The organism is Mycobacterium sp. ENV421 (assembly GCF_002887815.1).
Taxonomy (GTDB): domain Bacteria; phylum Actinomycetota; class Actinomycetes; order Mycobacteriales; family Mycobacteriaceae; genus Mycobacterium.
Genome location: NZ_PDHO01000053.1, coordinates 1 through 18,098, shown reverse-complemented (window position 1 = coordinate 18,098; position 18,098 = coordinate 1). Strand labels below are relative to the sequence as shown.

Annotated in this window: 14 protein-coding genes and 1 pseudogene; 3 read left to right on the top strand and 12 right to left on the bottom strand. The window is 62.8% G+C overall.

Translation table 11 applies throughout. The annotated features are described in order from the left end of the window. Positions 1-56 precede the first annotated feature (56 nt). The 11 genes from CRM90_RS28100 to CRM90_RS28045 form a co-directional block, all read right to left on the bottom strand. Positions 57-1,418 carry a hypothetical protein gene (locus tag CRM90_RS28100; RefSeq protein ID WP_102810161.1) on the bottom strand — a complete coding sequence of 454 codons (1,362 nt, stop codon included), beginning with the start codon at positions 1,416-1,418 and terminating at the stop codon, positions 57-59. Beyond that, the gene (locus CRM90_RS28095) at positions 1,415-1,675 is read right to left on the bottom strand and encodes a hypothetical protein (protein WP_102810160.1); all 261 of its coding nucleotides are present in this window, start codon (positions 1,673-1,675) and stop codon (positions 1,415-1,417) included. The genes CRM90_RS28100 and CRM90_RS28095 overlap by 4 nt, the downstream gene beginning before the upstream one ends. Before the next feature lie 389 nt (positions 1,676-2,064). Next, a complete protein-coding gene (gene sigC / locus CRM90_RS28090; protein WP_102810159.1) occupies positions 2,065-2,661 on the bottom strand; it encodes an RNA polymerase sigma factor SigC in 597 nt (198 codons plus the stop codon). 213 nt (positions 2,662-2,874) lie between these two features. Then, on the bottom strand, positions 2,875-4,113 hold the full coding sequence (locus CRM90_RS28085) for a GAF domain-containing protein (protein ID WP_102810158.1): 1,239 nt from the start codon (positions 4,111-4,113) through the stop codon (positions 2,875-2,877). A gap of 57 nt (positions 4,114-4,170) precedes the next feature. Continuing rightward, the gene (locus tag CRM90_RS28080) at positions 4,171-5,703 is read right to left on the bottom strand and encodes an AMP-binding protein (RefSeq protein ID WP_102810157.1); all 1,533 of its coding nucleotides are present in this window, start codon (positions 5,701-5,703) and stop codon (positions 4,171-4,173) included. Between the two features lie 10 nt (positions 5,704-5,713). Further along, complete coding sequence (locus CRM90_RS28075) at positions 5,714-6,013, bottom strand: hypothetical protein (RefSeq protein WP_233209557.1); 300 nt, start codon at positions 6,011-6,013, stop codon at positions 5,714-5,716. A 336-nt stretch (positions 6,014-6,349) separates the two neighbouring features. Beyond that, positions 6,350-7,627, bottom strand: a complete 1,278-nt coding sequence (locus tag CRM90_RS28065; RefSeq protein ID WP_102810154.1) for a methane monooxygenase/ammonia monooxygenase subunit B — start codon at positions 7,625-7,627, stop codon at positions 6,350-6,352. A 17-nt stretch (positions 7,628-7,644) separates the two neighbouring features. After that, positions 7,645-8,418 carry a methane monooxygenase/ammonia monooxygenase subunit A gene (locus CRM90_RS28060; protein WP_102810153.1) on the bottom strand — a complete coding sequence of 258 codons (774 nt, stop codon included), beginning with the start codon at positions 8,416-8,418 and terminating at the stop codon, positions 7,645-7,647. Positions 8,419-8,572: 154 nt separating this feature from the next. After that, positions 8,573-9,451 (bottom strand): methane monooxygenase/ammonia monooxygenase subunit C, encoded by an 879-nt coding sequence (locus CRM90_RS28055; RefSeq protein ID WP_102810152.1) that lies wholly within the window; start codon positions 9,449-9,451, stop codon positions 8,573-8,575. Positions 9,452-9,534: 83 nt separating this feature from the next. Next, positions 9,535-11,034: an aldehyde dehydrogenase family protein gene (locus tag CRM90_RS28050; RefSeq protein WP_102810151.1), complete on the bottom strand. Its 1,500-nt coding sequence runs from the start codon at positions 11,032-11,034 to the stop codon at positions 9,535-9,537. Positions 11,035-11,203: 169 nt separating this feature from the next. Then, positions 11,204-12,931, bottom strand: coding sequence for a sigma-54-dependent Fis family transcriptional regulator (locus tag CRM90_RS28045; protein WP_233209556.1), 1,728 nt, complete (start codon positions 12,929-12,931; stop codon positions 11,204-11,206). A 557-nt stretch (positions 12,932-13,488) separates the two neighbouring features. On the opposite strand from CRM90_RS28045, the gene mdo reads away from it, so the two are divergent. From mdo to CRM90_RS28030, 3 genes are all read left to right on the top strand, one after another. Beyond that, positions 13,489-14,781: an NDMA-dependent methanol dehydrogenase gene (mdo, locus tag CRM90_RS28040; protein ID WP_102810149.1), complete on the top strand. Its 1,293-nt coding sequence runs from the start codon at positions 13,489-13,491 to the stop codon at positions 14,779-14,781. A 70-nt stretch (positions 14,782-14,851) separates the two neighbouring features. Then, a complete protein-coding gene (locus CRM90_RS28035; protein WP_233209555.1) occupies positions 14,852-16,048 on the top strand; it encodes an AAA family ATPase in 1,197 nt (398 codons plus the stop codon). Positions 16,049-16,057: 9 nt separating this feature from the next. Beyond that, positions 16,058-17,578 carry a VWA domain-containing protein gene (locus CRM90_RS28030; RefSeq protein WP_102810147.1) on the top strand — a complete coding sequence of 507 codons (1,521 nt, stop codon included), beginning with the start codon at positions 16,058-16,060 and terminating at the stop codon, positions 17,576-17,578. A gap of 85 nt (positions 17,579-17,663) precedes the next feature. Here the strand turns inward: CRM90_RS28030 and CRM90_RS28025 are convergent. Beyond that, positions 17,664-18,031 (bottom strand): annotated as a pseudogene (locus CRM90_RS28025) (SDR family NAD(P)-dependent oxidoreductase). Between the last annotated feature and the right edge of the window lie 67 nt (positions 18,032-18,098).

Here is an 18,098-nt window from a genome sequence, read left to right as displayed (position 1 = left end):
GTGAAGCGGAACCTACGCCCGTGCTCCCCATTTACACCGGATCCCGGACACGACCCTTATCCGCCGAAGAGTAGGTAGAGCCCACCGCACGTGTACATCACCATCGTCATCAGAAGGGCTAGTTGGCCGCTGAGCTGGTGGCGTTTCGGGAGCACCCGAAGTGAACGGTCGTGGGCTGCCAAAACACCGAGGATGTGGCCGACGATTACGAATGTCACCTTGAGTATCGCCAGCAGCGTAGGGCGGGTGGACAGGAAGTAGGCGACATCATGGTCGGCCAACCCGAGCGGATTCCACCCGCGGTCGAACGGATCCATCAGCAGCATTGCCGCTGATTGGCCCTTCTCCACCAGGAAAGTCAGGTAATGCGCGAAGACATAACCCACGATGATGGGCGTTAACGAGTGAACAAGGATCCGCGGTAGCTTGGCCCGTTCAGCCCGAGGAAGCTGAGGCACAGCCCGGCAGGCAAGTGTGAAGGTCGTCGAGACGAACAGAATCATGGCTAATAAGCCCAGGGTGCGTACGGCTGTGGCCGTCCACTCGCCAAGAATCTGGCCGGCCGACACGTTGTCGACGAAGTTTCGCCACTGCGGTCGTGCAGAGAAACTGTCAAAAGCCGTGGATCCCAACAACACAGCGGCCAACGCAACAGAACCGGACCCGACCTCAGTTGCCTGAAGGTTGTTAAGCGGCATCCGGAGCACGTAGGTTCCTTGCTCGCGTCCGGGACCCAGCGGGGCGAGCTTGCCTACCAGTGAGCTATACACCTCGAACGGGTCTGCCTTCTCGCACCAACGCGTTCCGAACACGATCGTGCCGACCGTAGCGAATACCAGATAGGTCAGCGACCAACTCAGCACGGCGGTAACCGAGCCAGGGTTCGGGGAGGTCAGTTCCAGCCACACGAAGGCCAACAAGCCCGCCGCCGCTGGCCAGTAGCCGAGTCTCTCGGGGTAGGCCACCCACCCTTGGGCCGGCGGCCGATCCATTGCCAGACAGAACAAACGGTACGCCGCCCGCGCGGGAGAGATGAGCTTCCATACAGGACCCAACACGATCGACGATGCGACCAAGCCCACCCACAGTAAGGTGTAGAAGCTGGTCGGCAGCGCGTTGTGTGAGGTCTGCGGTGGCCCAAAATAGCCGGCCAACAACGCCCAGACGGTCAAACTGAGACCCAGTGCGCGTAGCATCCACCGCACCGCCGGCGCGGTGGCCGCGGCGTTGACCCATCCGGGCAGCGGCACCCCGGGGGTGTCAGCGCGCAGCCGCGGGGCGCGCCATGCAAACGCGAGGACGCCGAACGAGATACTCAGGGCCCAGGCTGCGGCAACCAAGGCGTAAGCCAGCGGTATGGGCAGATCTGTGCTGCCGCCCAACCCGTGAGCGAGTATCTGAACCGACGGACCGGTCACCGGACGATAAGGGTTGCCACAGTCTTGTCGGCGTGGTGCAGTTCGATTGCGACCTGTCCGGGCACGTCGATGGTGAAAGTGAAAACCTGGCCCGGCTTGGGCAACACCTCGTACTCATGCTCAGGGACCGAGTGAACGTGGAGTTCCTCGTCTATGTCGCTGTCGACGCGCAGCGTAATGGGTTGGCCGACTGCCGCGTCGAGCTGCGCATTCAGCGGTGAGATTTTGCCGTCACGAATCTGGATCGGTATGTCCAATCCGGTAGCGCTCGGCTGTGTTGAGGCCTGGGGCGACGATACTGGGCCTGGCGCAGTCGTTGCCGCTTGAGCGCTAGGCGATGCCGTCGAGGCGGGATCCGCCGTGGTTGATGGCGGTGCGGTGCTAGGCGACGAGCAGGCAATCAGCATGAACCCGACACCGCCAACTGTCAGGGTTCCGACAAGGTGTCTCAAAGGGTTTGGCATAGTTATCCTCCGTACTCGGTCCTCTACAGTGATCCGCACACGCCGAGTGAATGCGGTCGGTACAACATCAGTCGTTCGGGGAGCCTTGCGAGTTCCGTGTTGACCGAAATCGGTCTCACCGTGAGGTCGTTTCCGTAGCCCTCGTTGCACCTACCGGAACTACTTCGGCCCCCGCTGCCGGTTCAGAGCTGTTCGGAGCCCCTGCTTTCCGCAGCATCTACGGCTTCTGCGGCCAGCAGTTGTTCGCGTGCTCGAGCAACCCGAGACCGGATGGTGCCAATTGGGCATCCGCACAATACCGCGGCCTCTGCGTAGCTCAGACCGAGGACCTGGGTAAGCAGCAATGCTTGCCGCCGCTCGACGTCCATGTCGTCGAGCAGGATGTTCAGCTCGACGATGTCCTCGAATCGAGCATAAGCGTACCGCCCCTGTTGAAACCTGTTCAGCTCCACAATGTTTGACACGTCAGCGCCGCCAGTGATGCGCGGTCGGCTGCACTGGTGCCGGATCCGGTCGACGACGACGCGGCGTGCGATCGACAGAAGCCACGTTCGCGCCGACGACCGGCCGCTGAAGCGCGGCAGAGAACCTATCGCTCGGAGAAAAGTCTCCTGAGTGAGGTCATCTGCGCTGCCGACATCTGCCAGATGCGCGACGAAACGCCACACATCGTGCTGTGTGCGCTTCACGAACTGCTCGAGAGCCTCGTGATCACCTTGCCCGGCTGCTAACGCCAAGCGTGTCACCGGGTCACCACCGTAGGAATCACCGGCAGCCAAAGCCGGAGTTCCTGTAGTCCACAACGATATTCGGCCGCGGGCGCGCGTCAGCTTGCGAGGTGTTGGCGACTTCGTTGGCGCGACTCGTCGTCATTGTCGTGGCGACCTCCTTAACAATCTCCGACCCTACGGTTTCTGGGTTGGTGTTGGGTTGTCGGCGTTGTGGAGACTGATTTGTCACGCCGCCACGGCTTGGTGCAGTGGGTGCTCTCTTCAATCCCAGTCCTGGCGCAGAACGTGAAGGCGCCCAGCAACCAGCGGCATCCGAGCGTCGTTGGGCGACAAGAGCGCCAACGCATGCTCGTAGAGTTCAGGGTCGTTGTCGATTCGCTCGCCCAGGGCGATGGCCGGCCCCGGGTCATCGCTTCGCAAAGCCGCTTCCCGGATAGCCACCTCCAAGCGGGCCCGCCAGTCGACGATGCCGGGCGCCTCTGACGTTGGAAGCAACGGACCACGGTAGCCGCCCGCGGCTGCTGCGACATCGCCATGAGTCAGGCTTTCCAGGACATCGCGAGCATCGCAGCGTACCGGCGTGGTGAGCATGTAGCGATGTGCCGCGATGCCCCCGCCGATCACACGGCGCAAGCGTGACACTTCGCCTTTGAGGGTGGACATCGAAACAGGGCGGTCACCGTAGAGCTCGAGGCTGAGTTCGGCTGGAGTGTAGCCATCGGGCCGAAGTGCGAGCAACGTGAGGATTTCCACCTGCCGCGGACTGACTTGGGTACAGGCACCGTCAACGCAGACCTCAGTGCGGCCCAGGCTGCGCAGCGTCACGGTCGCAGTCGAGGTCTCGACGACACCGGCGGCTTGCAGTTCACGCAGCCGTGTTTCGACAAGTGAGGCCAGCGTCCGCACGGTCGCCATCGCTAGGGGGTTGGCGCGATCGCACGTCGTCGACAAATCCAGCACCCCAAGCGTTTTTCCCTGTGGGTTGTGGACCGGCGCGCTGTAGCAAACCCAGTCGTGCAAGGTTTCGACGAGATGCTCGGCTGAGAACACGGTGCTGGGTCGGCGGGTGTCCAGCGCCAAAGCGACGGCGTTGGTGCCAATGGCCGATTCGCTCCAGCACCCCCCGGGTGCGAAGTTCGCGCGCTCCGCACGCCGGCGCATGACCCGGCCACCGCAGGTCCACAGCAGACTTCCGAATTCGTCGGATACGCCGACGACGAAACCGGCATCGGCGATCTGCTGCAAATCCGCGGCCAACTCGTCAATGGGTTGCCGCAGAGGTGATTCGGTCCACCGGGCGGGCGTGGATTGTTCGTCGCTTGGAGCGTGGCCGCATGCTGGGTCCACCGATTTGAGCGATCGTGCCCACGACTGGGCAATCTCCGGGCGGAGGGCTAGTTGCGCGAATTCGCTTGCGCAGCTTTGCCCGCCATCGGTAACGACACCTTCCCAGACCGCTTCCAGTTCGCACCGACGCTGGTGCGGCGTGTGTTTCAGCATTGAGCGCTCGTTTCCGACGGCTGCGGCGACGTTATTGGACGGTGTACGGGATCGGCGTCAATTGACTTGGCGGTCCTCGGTCCAAAACGGTGCTCGCAGTCTGAACTTTTGTTTCTTGCCAGTAGCGGTGTAAGGGATGTCGTCGCGAAAGATGACTTTCTTGGGCGCCTTGTAGTGCGCCATTGCGCTTTTGGCGAACCCGATTACGTCGGTTTCGGTGAGTGTGTGGCCATCGCGCAACACCACGATCGCCGTCACCAATTCGCCCCACCTGTCGTCGGGCGTTGCGATTACCGCGACGTCGGCGATGGCGGGATGGCTGACTAGGACGTCCTCGACCTCGATTGAGCTGACATTCTCGCCGCCCGAGATGATCACATCCTTCTTTCGGTCGGTGATCGTCAGATATCCGTCGGCACCGATGCGGCCGCCGTCGCCGGTGTGGAACCATCCCGATTGGATCGCGTCGTCAGTCTCGGTCTTCTTGTTCCAGTACTCGGTCATCACATGATTCGATGCGGCCAAAACCTCACCGTCCTCATCGGTGCGCAGTGCGGTGCCGAGTGAAGGAACGCCCGCCCTACCCAGTTTTTGGGCACGTTCGTCGATCGATAGGTTCTCGTATTCGCGGCGCGGCCGGTTAACGGTCAGCAGGGGTGCCGTTTCAGTCAATCCGTAGATTTGGTTGAACTGCCACCCCAGCTCACGTTCGATGCGCGCGATGGTCAGCGTCGGCGGCGGCGCGCCAGCACAGACGATGCGAACACGATCGCGGCCTGGGATCTCGCCTGGCCAGTTCTGGGCGGCCTCAAGCACCATGTTCCATACCGTCGGCGCCCCGCACATGATGGTGACGCCGTGGGCATCGACGCGCCGGAGTATCTCTAGCCCGTCAACTTTTCGCAGCACCACCTGCTCGACGCCCAAACCCGTGCAGATGTAGGGCATGCCCCAACCGTTGCAGTGGAACATGGGTAAGACGTGCATCAAGACGTCGCCGTCCCCTAGCTGCATGTGCATGCCGAACGTGACGGTGTTGAGCCAGATATTGCGATGTGTCAGGCACACGCCCTTGGGTTTGCCCGTCGTTCCACTGGTGTAGTTCAGGGTGGCAAAGGCGTCCTCGTCGGGGTGCGACCACGGTTGCGGTTCGGAGCCGAAGTCGAGCAACCCTTCGTCGGACTCTGCTCCGAGCACGAACCGATGTCGGGCCGACACGTCGGCGAGCTGGTCATCGAGCTCTGGGTCGATCAGGAGCACGTCGGCGTGGCTATCGTCGACGATGTAGGAGACCTCGCTGGGCTGCAGCCGGAAATTGATAGGTACCAGAATGCGGCCGGCTGACGGCACGGCGAGGAGCAGTTCGAGAAGCCGGGCCGAGTTGTGACTGACTACAGCCACCCGGGCGCCCTCGGTGACGTCGAGGCGGTCCAGCCCGGCCTGCACCGCTCTCACCCGCGCAGCCAACTCACGGAAGGTGATTCGGCCGAGACTGTGCCGGGCGGACGGTTCGTCGACGATGCCGGCGCGATCACCATAGACGGCCTCGGCGCGGTCAAGGAAGGTGTTCGCTGTCAGGGGAGTTTTCACTGCGTCTCCGTCACTGAGAGACCGAGCCACCGCGCGTGGGCGGCGAGCTGGTTGTTGAGTGCTTTTCCGAAACGTCGGCCAGTGAGGCGAGTGTGACCTCGCCTCGCTCGACAGCGGCGATGAACTCGTTCATCTCGTCGTGCAGGCTGACCGACCCCAGCCCAAATTCGTCGAGCTGCGGCTTGGGAGCACGCGAAACGAAGTAGGCGATGGCGGCGACCGGAATGCTCAGCGCGAGCAACATGGCGACCAGACTGGCCAGCATCGCCCACCCGCTCAACTGGCTCATTTGACCGCCGTACTCGCTCATCGCGACCAGATTCGGTGGGTTGTTCATGATGATCTCTCCGTAGGTTGATGCCACCCTGGTGCTTCCGATGCCTCCGTCTGCGGCGGGGGTTCGTTCTCGTCATCGTGGGAACGCGTTCTGCGAGCCACCACGACCAGAACCAGGATGGGGAACAGAAGCGCGAACAGAATTCCTCCACTGATGAACGCGATCTCGTCGCCGGTGAGTTGCCCTCCGTGGGCGAGCACGGTCGTGGTCATCTTCTTCGCCCCTTCTGAGGCAGGGTGCTTTTGGACAACGAGCAGTGGTCCGGCCCGGGCTTGCCGCTGATCATTTCGCTCGGGCCGGACCACATGGCTACTGCGAGCCGTACTGGGGCAGGATCCCCGACGTCAGCTCGTTGATCTCCGCGGTGGAGATCTGACCTGACGTGTCGCGGAAGAACATCAGTCCGGTGACGCGGATCTGGGCATCGTTTATCGGCAGGAGATTGCGCGACAGCAGTGACCGCGCGTCGAGTTCTACGGTCAGATCGCCCGAGCCGTGAGCCGAGATGGGCCCTGACGGCGACACCGTGGCCACACCGTCCGTGTCGGGGTTAGCTCCCTCCTTGACTTTCACGACGTAATCCGCGAATTGCAGGCGGTCGAGTTCGACCGGCGAATTCGAGTTGTTCGTCACGCTGATTTTCAGCACCAGCGTTCCGGCCTGTTCTTTGAAGACAGCGCTCTGGACCTGGGTCTTCAACTGTGTCGCCAAACCGCTGGGTGCCTGCGGCACCGGCATGAGCCGGGCTACCTGTGGCGGGATGTGCGGGCCGTCAAACAGTTGGGCGTAGGCGTATCCACCGAAGCCGAGCACCAGGGCGACCACCGCGATCGCGATGCTCACGTTGCGCTCCCTGGGGGTCACCAAAGTGGCGCCACCGCCAGCGTTGACGACCGCGGCGCGTTGAAGCAACGATTTACGAAGCCAGTACGCGGCGTAGACCACTGCGACCAACAACCCAAGGACGTGCCAGGTGACTACCCTGCCGATTCCGTAGCTAGCCAGGTCGACGGTGCTGCCGTCAGAGAGGGTCTGTGGCTCGGTGAAGGTGCCAGCGTCATTGATCGTGATGTACCTGCCTTCACCGACCAGCGTGCCGGTGCCCTCCATTGCCATCGCCGGATGCACATGCCACGTCCCGGGCACACGCGCCTTGAGCACGAGCTTGTAGGGGTAGACCCCACCCTTAACGACCTTGACCGATTGGGGGGTGAACATGCCCGACATCTCGCGTTCCTGGACGGTGAAGACCGGTCCCGGCATGTTGACCGTCAAATAGCCGAGGTCAGGGGGCGCGATGGTGTGGTCCGGCCAGGAGTCCATCACGCGGAGCGTGCCGGTGATCGTCAGCTCCTGGCCGATATCGAGACGGTCCGTGGAGAACTGGGTGTCGTAGAACGCCACAGTCGACGTGCGTTCGAACGGTTGCTGGCTCTGTTCACCGTGGGCGGACGCCAAGGGCGGCGGGGCGAGCATGAACAGCAGGCCCAGCACCGCCGCTAGCGGGGCAAGTTTACCGCGGCGCGAGCCGCGCTTGGGGGCGCGCCCGCGGGACCCGCTCAGATAGGCGGTGAGTGATTTGATCATCGTATTAACCATCGATTTCAGTCGGTCTGCAGCTTGAAAAACTTGCCAACGGGCCAGACGGCGAGATATTTGCCGATCAGGAAGCCAACGACATAGCCGACGACCGAGAGCATCCCGGCGAAGACCGACACAACGATCGTGATGTTGCTGACGAGGGCTTTGAGGTGGCCCTCTTCGATGATCCGGAGGTACTCGGGAGTCTGGGTGCGCGAGATGTGGAAGGACATGGTGTCCGCCACTGTCAGCAGGGTGCCGTGGAAGTCAACCGGCGCCAGGTATGGCGAGAGCGCGGGGAAGTTGAAGAACCAAAACAGTACGCCCCACGCGAAGCTGCCGACGACCGCGGTGATCCAGTAGCTGCGAGTGACGAGAAGAATGACGTCCAGGACAATTGCGGCCAGGATGAACGTTTCGGGCCACGTGAAGTTGATCGGCAGGTGAGCCCACAGATCGAAATTGGCGTACCGGGACAACCACTGCGCGGGCAGTAGTGCGACCGCGCAGAGCGTGGCGCCAGCCGGAAGGCGTAACCGATCCCAGGCGATGTATTGGACGGCTGCGGGGACAATGATGCCCAGCGCTGGGGTCAGTAGTGGCCAGAATTCACGGTCTTTCCAGTCGGCCCAGAAAGACCAGTCGCCGGTGAACAGCATCTGGTTGAGGTGGAACGCGCCGGCGATGAGTAACAGGGCGCCGATCAGGAGGAGTACGTCCCAACGCCGACTCAGCAACGGCTTCGATGGTGGCTCCAGCACGGGATTTCTCCCGGTGGACGGTTGTACTGCGGTCATGGTGAAAAGGATCCTTCGACGGTGAGTGGACCTGCTGAATTGGCGGTGCTGAACCGGATAGCGATGGTGCTTCCGGGGTGTGGTGGGTTCCGCAGCGAGGAGCAGAGATCGCAATCCCCGCTGCGGAACCAGGCGCGTGGTGGCGCCGTCGGGGTTACTTCGGGAGCCCGGACTCTTCCCGCAGTGTGGTCACAGCGGCCGGCGCTTCAGCCGCCCCGACCGGAACTGGCGCAGCCTCGGTCGCGAGTTCGCGCTCCTGTCGGGCCAGTTCGAAGATCCGCGGAAGCGTCTCGAACCAGATTGCGAACGTGGCGGCCAGCAGATAACCGAAGATGACGAACGGCCAGTGCAGCGGCGCGGAGAAGACCTCTTCGGCCTGAAAGAAGCTGTGTCCGAACTCGTTCATCGCGACTTGGAAGAACAGCAGTGCACTGCCGGCCACGATGAGCGTGAACGACACCGGCAAGGCTTTACCACCGTAGATGTGCGGCAGACGCGTGCGGGCGTAGAGGTAAATCCCGGCCGCCATGTAGATCATCAGCGGGAACACGCCATAGAACAGCACGTCGTGGCTGGGTGTGAAGGCGGTGTCGCGAGTCAGGATCTGATGCCAGCTGGCATCCTCTTCGGCGAAGAAGCTACCACCAGCGAAGACCGTCGCGCAGAACATCGCCACCAGGACCCACAGCCGCCACAGGCGCCCGCTTTCGTCCTCACGACTAACTTCCTTGGGCAGCCGCTTTGCCGAAACCCACAACCATGCGTAGATGGCAGCAGCACCGGCGGGCAGCAAGAGCATGTTGGCCGCTGCAAGCGACAACCAATACTTGTTGAAGTCGGGCGTGTGCGAGTCCAGGCCAGTGGTGAACGCCCACACCTGCTGATATAGCCGCCAGCCGAGGCTGAGGGCGGCCACCGCCGATAGGGCGATGACGAGCGCGACCCATGAGCCGCCGCGCGACACGGGTCCGTCTGACTTATGGGCGGTCGCTCCGCGGTGCCCGGAAGCTCGCTCGGTTCGAGTAGTTGTCATTTCTTGGGAATCCTTTCTTGGACGTGTGATCGGCATCGGGGGGATTGATACAGGTGACTCTCCTTCTGGGGTGGTCGAGTTACTCACAGTGCGATGTTGACCGATTTCGTTTGGGTGTAGAGGTCGATTGCGGACGCTCCGAGCTCGCGACCCCACCCCGATTGTTTGTAGCCGCCGAACGGCATCGCAGTGTCGAACCCGTTGTATTGGTTGATCCACACCGAGCCAGCCTTGAGTTGGCGAGCCATGCTGTGGGCCTTGGAGATATCTTTGGTCCAGATACCAGCGGCCAATCCGTAAATCGTGTCGTTGGCGGCGCGCGAGACATCTTCGCTCGCTTTGAAGGGCATCGCGGCCACTACCGGGCCGAATATCTCCTCCTCGACGATGCTGATCCCTGGCCGCACATCGACGAAGACCGTGGGTTCGACGAAGAAACCGGTTGTGCCCCAACGGTGTCCGCCGGTCAAGGCACGCGCCCCGTCCGCCAGGCCGGCGCCCAGGTAGCCGGTAACCTTGTCGAACTGCTCTTGTGAGACCAGCGGGCCGAGTTCCGTGGTCGGATCCAGCCCAGGCCCGATCTTCACCTTGCTGGCCGCATCGGCGACGGCGTGGGTGAAGTCGTCAAAGATCCTGTCCTCCACCAATAGTCGACTTCCCGCCACACAGCACTGGCCGTGGTTGAACAGCCAGGCGTTGAGCGAGCCAGTAACGGCGCAGTCGAAATCGGCGTCAGCGAAGACCACGTTGGCGCTTTTGCCCCCGAGTTCGAGGGACACTTTCTTCAGGTTCCCTTTGGCGGCATCAACGATCTTCTTGCCCACTTCTGTCGACCCGGTGAATGCGATCTTGTCCACATCGTCGTGCGCGGAGAGCGCAGCGCCGGCGTCGCCAAAGCCAGTCACGATGTTCACGACTCCCGGCGGGAAGCCGGCCTCTTGGAAGACCTCGCCAAGTAGTAGTGCTGTCAACGGCGTCTGTTCGGCCGGCTTGAGAATCACGGTGTTGCCTGCGGCTAACGCGGGTGCCAACTTCCACGCCGCCATAAGCAGCGGGAAGTTCCACGGCACGATCAGGCCACAGACCCCGACCGGTTCGCGCAAGGTGTAGGCGTGGAAGCGTCCACCGGGCGCGAAGGGCATCGACACGCTGATCGTCGATCCTTCAATCTTGGTGGCCCAGCCGGCGTAGTACCGGAAAACGTCCGCGGACCACGCAACGTCGACCGCGGTCGCGATGGCCACGGACTTCCCGTTGTCCAGCGACTCCAACTGGCCGAATTCGTCGGCACGCTCGGAGAGGATGTCGCCGACGCGCCACAGCATGCGTTCACGTTCGTTGGGCTTCATCGCCGGCCAAGGACCAGAGTCGAAAGCCCTTCTGGCCGCTCGCACCGCATCGTCGATGTCGGCAACGCGACCGTGGGCGACCTCGGTCAGCGTGTTGCCGGTCGACGGATCGATCGTCGCGAACGACTCCCCGGATGCTGCTTGGACCCACTGCCCGCCAATCAACAAGCTCTTCGACGCCGCGAGGAACGCCCGAACGCCGGGAAGCAGCGAGGGCTGCGCAACGAGTGTCACTTCGTTCCTCCCGAATGCCACGTACTCTGTTGGCGGTCATCACATCGGACATACCTATGTGACCGAAGTCATCATCACCTACGCGGTGTGTTCTTAACTGTTCGACTATTGGACACCTCAGCCGACTGTTGCCCTCATCTAGAGGCTGGTGCAGATCGCACGGGCCCCGTCACGACGGGATGCCCAGGGCCTTCATCCGCGAGTACAGCGTGCTGCGACTGATCCCCAGTTCCCGCGCCGCGTGCACCTTGTTGCCCGAAGCGTTGGACAGGGCATCGACGATGGCCTGTCGCTCGGCGCGTTCGCGCCCGCCGAGGTGGGTGACGCGTCCAACGTGTTGATACCTGGCCGGAAGATCCGGGCGATCGATTCTGCCGCCGGTCGCCGACTGCGAGGCTGCACGCAACGCGCTGGCCAGCTCGCTCAGGTTGCCCGGCCACTCGCTGGCAGCCAATGCAGCCAACGCATTAGGCGTGAGTTCCCAGCTGCCGTCCAGCTTCGACAGCATCCGACGAGTGATCGCGCCGAACTCGAGGCGGCGTCGACGAAGGGGGGGAATATCAATGCGCCCCGGGCACCGAGCGACCAACGCCACAACGGCTGGAGGCAGGTCCTCGAGGGGACCGCTGGTCAAAACGAAACCCCGTCCGGAGCGACCGTCAACGAGCCGAGCCAACGCGGGGATCGTCGACTCGGGCAGTGAATCAGCGTGCTCGACAACGATTGCCGACTCCGTGCCCGCCGCCTCGGTCAATCGCTTGACCCAACGAGCCACCCCGAGCTCGGGTATCTCGCAGGCATCCAGCCAGACGGCGGCCGCGCCTGCAACTTCGCGTGCGATCGTCGTGCGGCCCGATCCGGCTTCTCCGCATACAGCGACCGGCGCGCCCATGCTGGCGGCCTCGCTGATCTCGACGCTGAGCCGTGGCGGCGCGGCGCTCACGTGCGGCCCACGCGGCACGGCGCTAGCGTTCGGAAGCAGCGGCACAACGACAAAAATCGCGCCGCCTTCACTGCCGGGAATCGACTCAGCCTCCACCAGCGCCGGCTCACCGCAAGCCAACTCGACGTTGATCCTTCGCCGCTCACCAGGGCGGAGCTCACAAGCGACCTCGCGCAACAACACGTAATCGCTCGAACTCAGCAGGTTTGCCGCCACGTTGTTATGGAGCAGGAGGTCCACCCCGATGGCGGCCAGTGCTGAGTGGGGCGGCGGCGTGGCGTCCTGGAACGCGGCGACCAGCCGCTGCTGAGACACCCTCGATCCGTCGAGAAGCCGGCGCTCAATCTCGCGCACGGCGCGGTCGACGAACGGGATGAACAGCGGGTCTGCCTGTTCGTCCTCGACCGTCATGTCCAGGATGCCTTCTACCCGGCCAGTCGCTGGGTGAATGATCGGAGATCCGTAGCAGCTGAGCCGGCGAAGCCGTTCAAGGTAGTGTTCGGGCCCGTTGACCACGACGCCGCGGCGAAGCTCCAACGGCGTGCCCAGCGACGTCGTGCCGACCGTATCCTCACTGAAGCGGGCGCCTGTGACGATTCCGAGGTCTGCGATACGTCTCTCAAGCACCGGGTTGTCGATGACACTTCGCACGATGCGACCATCGCGGTCGGCCAACAACAGACACAGTCCGGCGTCGGCGATCTCCCGTCCGAGTTCTTCGAGTACCGGCGCCGCCGAACGCAGCAGCCGCGAATCGTTGTTGAAGTCGAGGGTCACGTCGATCCGCGGTGTCATGCTAGGTTCGACACCACTTAGCGTTGACCGGCGCCAAGACATGGCGATATCTGGACGCATCGAAGGCGGAGTTGCGGCTTCAACAGGCACTTCGCCGCCTCCTTTGTGATCCGCATCATATCCAGACACTTGCAATCTACCTCTGAGCGGTTGGGTCATGGGCCCACGCAGCAAACAATGTGACGCGAGTCGCAGACGTTAACCCAGGAACATGAAGACGGTTCGTGTCAGCGAGCGGCGGGTGCTGCACTCTAGGCCGAGTGTCAGACCCCACTCACCTCGCCGTTCTCGGAATACGATTGGCGCAAGCGAGTTGGTCCCACCGGATTTGAGCCGCCGGCTCAGAGAAATTGCCAAGAGCACCGCGCTCAAGTCGGGACACCGCGCGACCGGCGTTCCTTCGGTAGGGTGCGATTCCCTGGCGATACTGATCGGCGCCCGCCCCCTAAGTCACGAGTGAATGTTTGGGTCCCGGCGAATTTTAATGTGGGTCACCCATCGCCGGACCTGCCCGATTGGGCGGCTCGGGCACTAGCCAGTCGCACGGTCTTGGCGCCCTATTGACCAGGGTCCGGTGAATTTGCTTTACCGACTGGGCTCGATTCACTACTTTGGCGCTCGCCGTATCCGAATTCTCGCACCGACGAGGTGCTGAGAAGCGGCGGAACGTCAGATGTGAGCGCGTGCGAGAACACGCAGATAGGACCCGATACCCCATGCAGGTCGAAGAACTCCTCAAACCTTTCCCGATCAAGGAATTCCACCCATTCCCCCGGGCACTCCTCGGTCCGGGTGCTCACGAACTGATCGGTCCCGAGGCCCTCAAGCTCGGCTTCAAGAAGACGTTAGTCATGACCAGCGGCCTGCGTGGGTCGGACATCGTGCACAAGATCGTCGAGTCCTTGAAGTACCACGGGCTTGAAGTCGTGCTCTACGACAAAGTGGAGTCCAATCCCAAGGACTACAACGTCATGGATTCCGTCGAGCTGTACCAAACGAATGGGTGCGACAGCTTCGTCTCCATCGGCGGTGGATCCTCGCATGACGCCTGCAAGGGCGCCCGCATCTCCGTGGCCCACGACGGGCGCAACGTAAACGAGTTCGAAGGTTTCAATAAATCGGAAAATCCGAAGAACCCGCCCCACATCGCGGTGTCCACCACAGCGGGCACCGGTTCGGAGACCTCGTGGGCCTACGTCATCACCGACACCACCACCGATCCGAGCAAACCGCACAAATATGTGGCCTTCGACGACGCCTCGGTGGCCACGCTGGCGGTCGACGACCCGGTCCTGTACTTCGACTGCCCCGTCGACTACACCGCTCAGTGCGGGTTCGACGTGTTAGCGCACGCGTCGGAGCCCTACGTCTCGCGGCTGAACTTCGCCCCGTCGTTGGGTAACGCGCTCTACGCGATCAAACTGACGGCGGAGAACCTCCGGCAGGCGACGTGGAACCCGCAGGATCTGGCCGGCCGCGAGGGCATGATGTATGCGCAGTACATCGCCGCTCAAGCCTTCAATTCGGGCGGTCTGGGTATCATTCACTCAATTTCGCACGCCGTGAGCGCGTTTTACGACACCCACCACGGCTTGAACAACGCCATCGCGCTACCGCGGGTGTGGGCCTTCAACATGCCGGTGATGTACAAGCGCTTTGCAGAGATCGCCGAGGCTATGGGGGTCGATACCACCGGCTTGACGGATGTTCAAGCAGCCGATCAAGCCCTTGCCGCGGGCATCAGACTGCTGAGGGACGTCGGCATCCCGGAAAAGTTCACCGATGTCACCCAGAACAGCTACAGCAAGAACAGGCTCGGAGTTGGGCCGACGAAATTCTACGAGTCGCGGCCTACGATTAAGGGCGACAAGGAAGACGTCGACAACATCACCAACCACGTCCTCGGAGACGCCTGCACCCCCGGCAACCCCAAGGAGTGCACGTTCGAGACCGTGCGCCCGGTAGTTGACCACTGCCTCAATGGCGATCTCGACGACCTCCTCAGTTGAGGGGATTGGGCCGGGCAGCGGCACTCCCTACCCGCTGCCCGGCCCAATCTCTCGTGCAAAGGACTCACCCGTGACCATCTCGGCTACTGCACCGTTCAACAGCGTCGACGACGTCGTCGCCCGCCTGACCGAGCTCGGCTACATCGCCGACCGGCGACTCGCCACGACCGTCTACCTGGTCACCCAGATGAACAAGCCGATGCTGCTCGAAGGGCCCGCAGGAGTTGGGAAAACCGAACTGGCCAAGTCGCTGGCGTTGGCTACCGGCCGCCGACTGCTGCGGCTGCAGTGTTACGAGGGCCAAGACGAGACAAAGGCGCTCTACGAATGGGACTACGGCAAGCAGTTGCTCTACACCCAGATGCTGCGCGAAAAGATCGGTCAAATCGTCGCCGACGCAGCGGATTTGCACGAGGCGATCGACCGCATCGGCGCCCGAGAAAGCATATTCTTCTCCGAGCGCTTCCTCGCCCCACGGCCCCTCCTGGAGGCGATCCGCGCAGAGGATCCAGTCGTGCTGCTCATCGACGAGGTCGACCGCGCCGACGAAGCACTCGAGGCCGTCTTGCTGGAGATCCTGGGCGAATTTCAGGTCTCAGTGCCCGAGATCGGTACTTTCACAGCGGCCACCCCCCCGTATGTCGTGTTGACCTCCAACAACACCCGCGACCTTGCAGCCGCGCTCAAGCGGCGATGTTTGCACCTGTTTCTCGACTACCCGAGTGCCGAGCGAGAGCTCGAGATCGTCCGCTCGAAGAACACCGGATTATCCGACGTTTTGGCCGCGCAGCTCGTCGAGATCATCCGCGAACTGCGTGAACTCGAGCTCCGTAAAGCTCCGAGCATCTCCGAAACCATTGACTGGGCGCGGACCCTTGCTGTTCTCGGAGTCCAAGAGCTCACCGCACCCGTCCTCGCGGAGACCGTGTCGGTGGTGGTCAAGTACGACAAAGACGTGCGCAAGGCGCTCGAGGTGATTCCGCGCCTTGTCGACCCGAACGCGACCGTCCCGGACTCCACCCACGGACATCACCATGATCACCCCCACGACGACCACCACCATCACGACCATCACCATCGCCACGACCACACATTGCAGGATGCCGACGTCGAGGGCTCGGCGGTGCGGGCCGCCAAAGACACTCCGAACCGCTTTGACGACGGCTATTACGGCACGCCGAAAACCGGCGCGGAGCCGTCAGGCGCGCGTACACACGTGAGCTCAGAGCAGGGCAGCCGCTCGTTCGCCCGACGCCGCGCTCTGTGAGGACGCGGCATGGACGCTGCAATCCACCGGTTCGTTCGCCTGTTGCGGCTTGCTGGGGTGCGCGTCTCAGTAGCGGAGGCTCTGGACGCGATGCATGCTGCGAGCCAGCCAGGAGTGCTCGCCGATAAGGAGACACTACGGTGCGCGTTGGCGGTCTCCCTGCTAAAAGACCGTCGTGACCAGGAAATTTTTGACGAGGTGTTCACAGCTTTCTTCTCGCTGGTTCGGGTCGGGTTAGGCGGTGATGAGCCGCACGGTCACACCCACGACGATCTGAGCGATACCGGCCAGGTGGAATCGTTCACCATGTCCGAAAACCCGAGCCCGATTCCCGAACAAGGCCACGAACACGGCGCGCCCTCCGACATCAGGGACTACTTCGATCCGGCCGACTTGGCGCAGCAGTACAACCTGCATCAGGAAGCCAACAAAATAGATCTAGCTGCGATGACCGATGAGATTGCGTTTTCAAAGGAAAACCAGGGAATGCTCGGTGAGGCGCGGCGCGTGCTGCTCGAAGCTGACCGCCTGCGTGGCGCGGGCGTCCCCGGCCAGCTCTCTCGGTCCACGGGAACCCACGTCGATGCGGATCTCAGCGTGGCTCAAGAGGAGGCGTTGCTGGCTTGGTTGAACACGTTGGAGGACGAGGCTCTCGACTTCGGTGGCGACCCGAAATCGTTTGCTGGGCAGTTGGCTGGCCTCCTCGCAGATCTCCCCACCGCCCTGAAGCGGCACCTTGAGGCGCTGTTGGCTCTTGAGCAGCGGGTGATCGAGTCCGGCGAACGGCGCCTTGGTGCGATCGACCAGGTGGTCGAGCGCGAGCGCGCCGAGCTGGAGGCTTCGTTACGCCGCTTGGCGAGGTCGCTGCGCGGCGCTCTGACGCATCGCAGCAGGCTCGCCACCGGTGGCCGCATCGATTCCGGACGCACGATGCGCCGCAATCTCCGTCACGACGGCATCCCATTCAACCCTGTCACTCTTCGCCGCATGGAGGACAAACCGCGGCTACTGGTATTGGCTGACGTCAGCTTGTCCGTCCGGTCCACCGCGCGGTTCACGCTTCATCTGGTACACGGACTGCAGGACCTATTCGCTCAGGTACGTTCTTTCGTTTTCGTCGCCGAGGTCGCCGAGATCACCGAACTGTTCGCCGAGCATCCGACTGAGCACGCGCTCGGCCTGATCTTCGGCGGCGACGTGCTCGACGTCGATGCGAACTCCGATTACGGCGCCGCTTTTGCAGCCTTTCTCTCTGATCACACATCGGCTGTCACGCGGCGCACTACGGTGCTCATCCTGGGCGACGGTCGCGGAAACGGAAACGACCCCAACGTGGCGGCCTTCGAAGACATTGCGCGGCGTGCGCGGGAAGTGATCTGGTTGACACCGGAACCGCGATACTCATGGCCCCTGGGGCGATGTGACCTGCCGCTTTATGCCCCGCTATGCGATCGGGTGGAAGTCGTCCGCAACCTTTCCGGGCTTGAGCGCGCGACCAATAAGATGGCGGAGGAACTGGTCGGGCGCTGACCCGCGAACACCACCCACGACATCCGCACCCTCGCGAGCCGCCGACTATCGGGCACGGCCAAGCAGGGAGCCCTGGCGCCAGGGCTCATATCATGGTCAGGCCACCGCTAACCGATAACGTCTGCCCAGTGATGTAGGTCGCGCCGTCGCCGGCGAAGAAGACGACGGCCGGCGCGATGTCCTCGGGTGTCCCAATGCGCTTCATCGGGACCGCGCGCGCCAGGGCGTCATACAGCCCTTGACTCGCATCCGCGACCTTCTTGAGCAACGCAGTGTCAGTGGGGCCCGGACACACGTATTCACAGTGATGCCTTTGGTGGCCATTTCGCGCGCTAACGCCTTGCTGAAGGCGATGACGGCACCCTTCGTGCCGGAGTAGACCACCTCGCCGGAGGATCCCACACGCCCAGCGTCAGACCCGATATTGATGATGCGTCCCCAGCGGCTCTCCATCATCGAATCAAGTGTTGCCCGTCGCTATGGATGAGGATGTCGGCGTCATTGGCGGTGATGATGGGTG

What these genes read in the sequence shown, in the direction of transcription:
- mdo (WP_102810149.1), top strand. Translation starts at nt 13,489, where the DNA reads ATGCAGGTCGAAGAACTCCTCAAACCTTTCCCGATCAAGGAATTCCAC.
- CRM90_RS28075 (WP_233209557.1), bottom strand. Translation starts at nt 6,013, where the DNA reads ATGAGCGAGTACGGCGGTCAAATGAGCCAGTTGAGCGGGTGGGCGATG.
- CRM90_RS28045 (WP_233209556.1), bottom strand. Translation starts at nt 12,931, where the DNA reads ATGACCCAACCGCTCAGAGGTAGATTGCAAGTGTCTGGATATGATGCG.
- CRM90_RS28085 (WP_102810158.1), bottom strand. Translation starts at nt 4,113, where the DNA reads ATGCTGAAACACACGCCGCACCAGCGTCGGTGCGAACTGGAAGCGGTC.
- CRM90_RS28060 (WP_102810153.1), bottom strand. Translation starts at nt 8,418, where the DNA reads ATGACCGCAGTACAACCGTCCACCGGGAGAAATCCCGTGCTGGAGCCA.
- CRM90_RS28030 (WP_102810147.1), top strand. Translation starts at nt 16,058, where the DNA reads ATGGACGCTGCAATCCACCGGTTCGTTCGCCTGTTGCGGCTTGCTGGG.
- CRM90_RS28055 (WP_102810152.1), bottom strand. Translation starts at nt 9,451, where the DNA reads ATGACAACTACTCGAACCGAGCGAGCTTCCGGGCACCGCGGAGCGACC.
- CRM90_RS28065 (WP_102810154.1), bottom strand. Translation starts at nt 7,627, where the DNA reads ATGATCAAATCACTCACCGCCTATCTGAGCGGGTCCCGCGGGCGCGCC.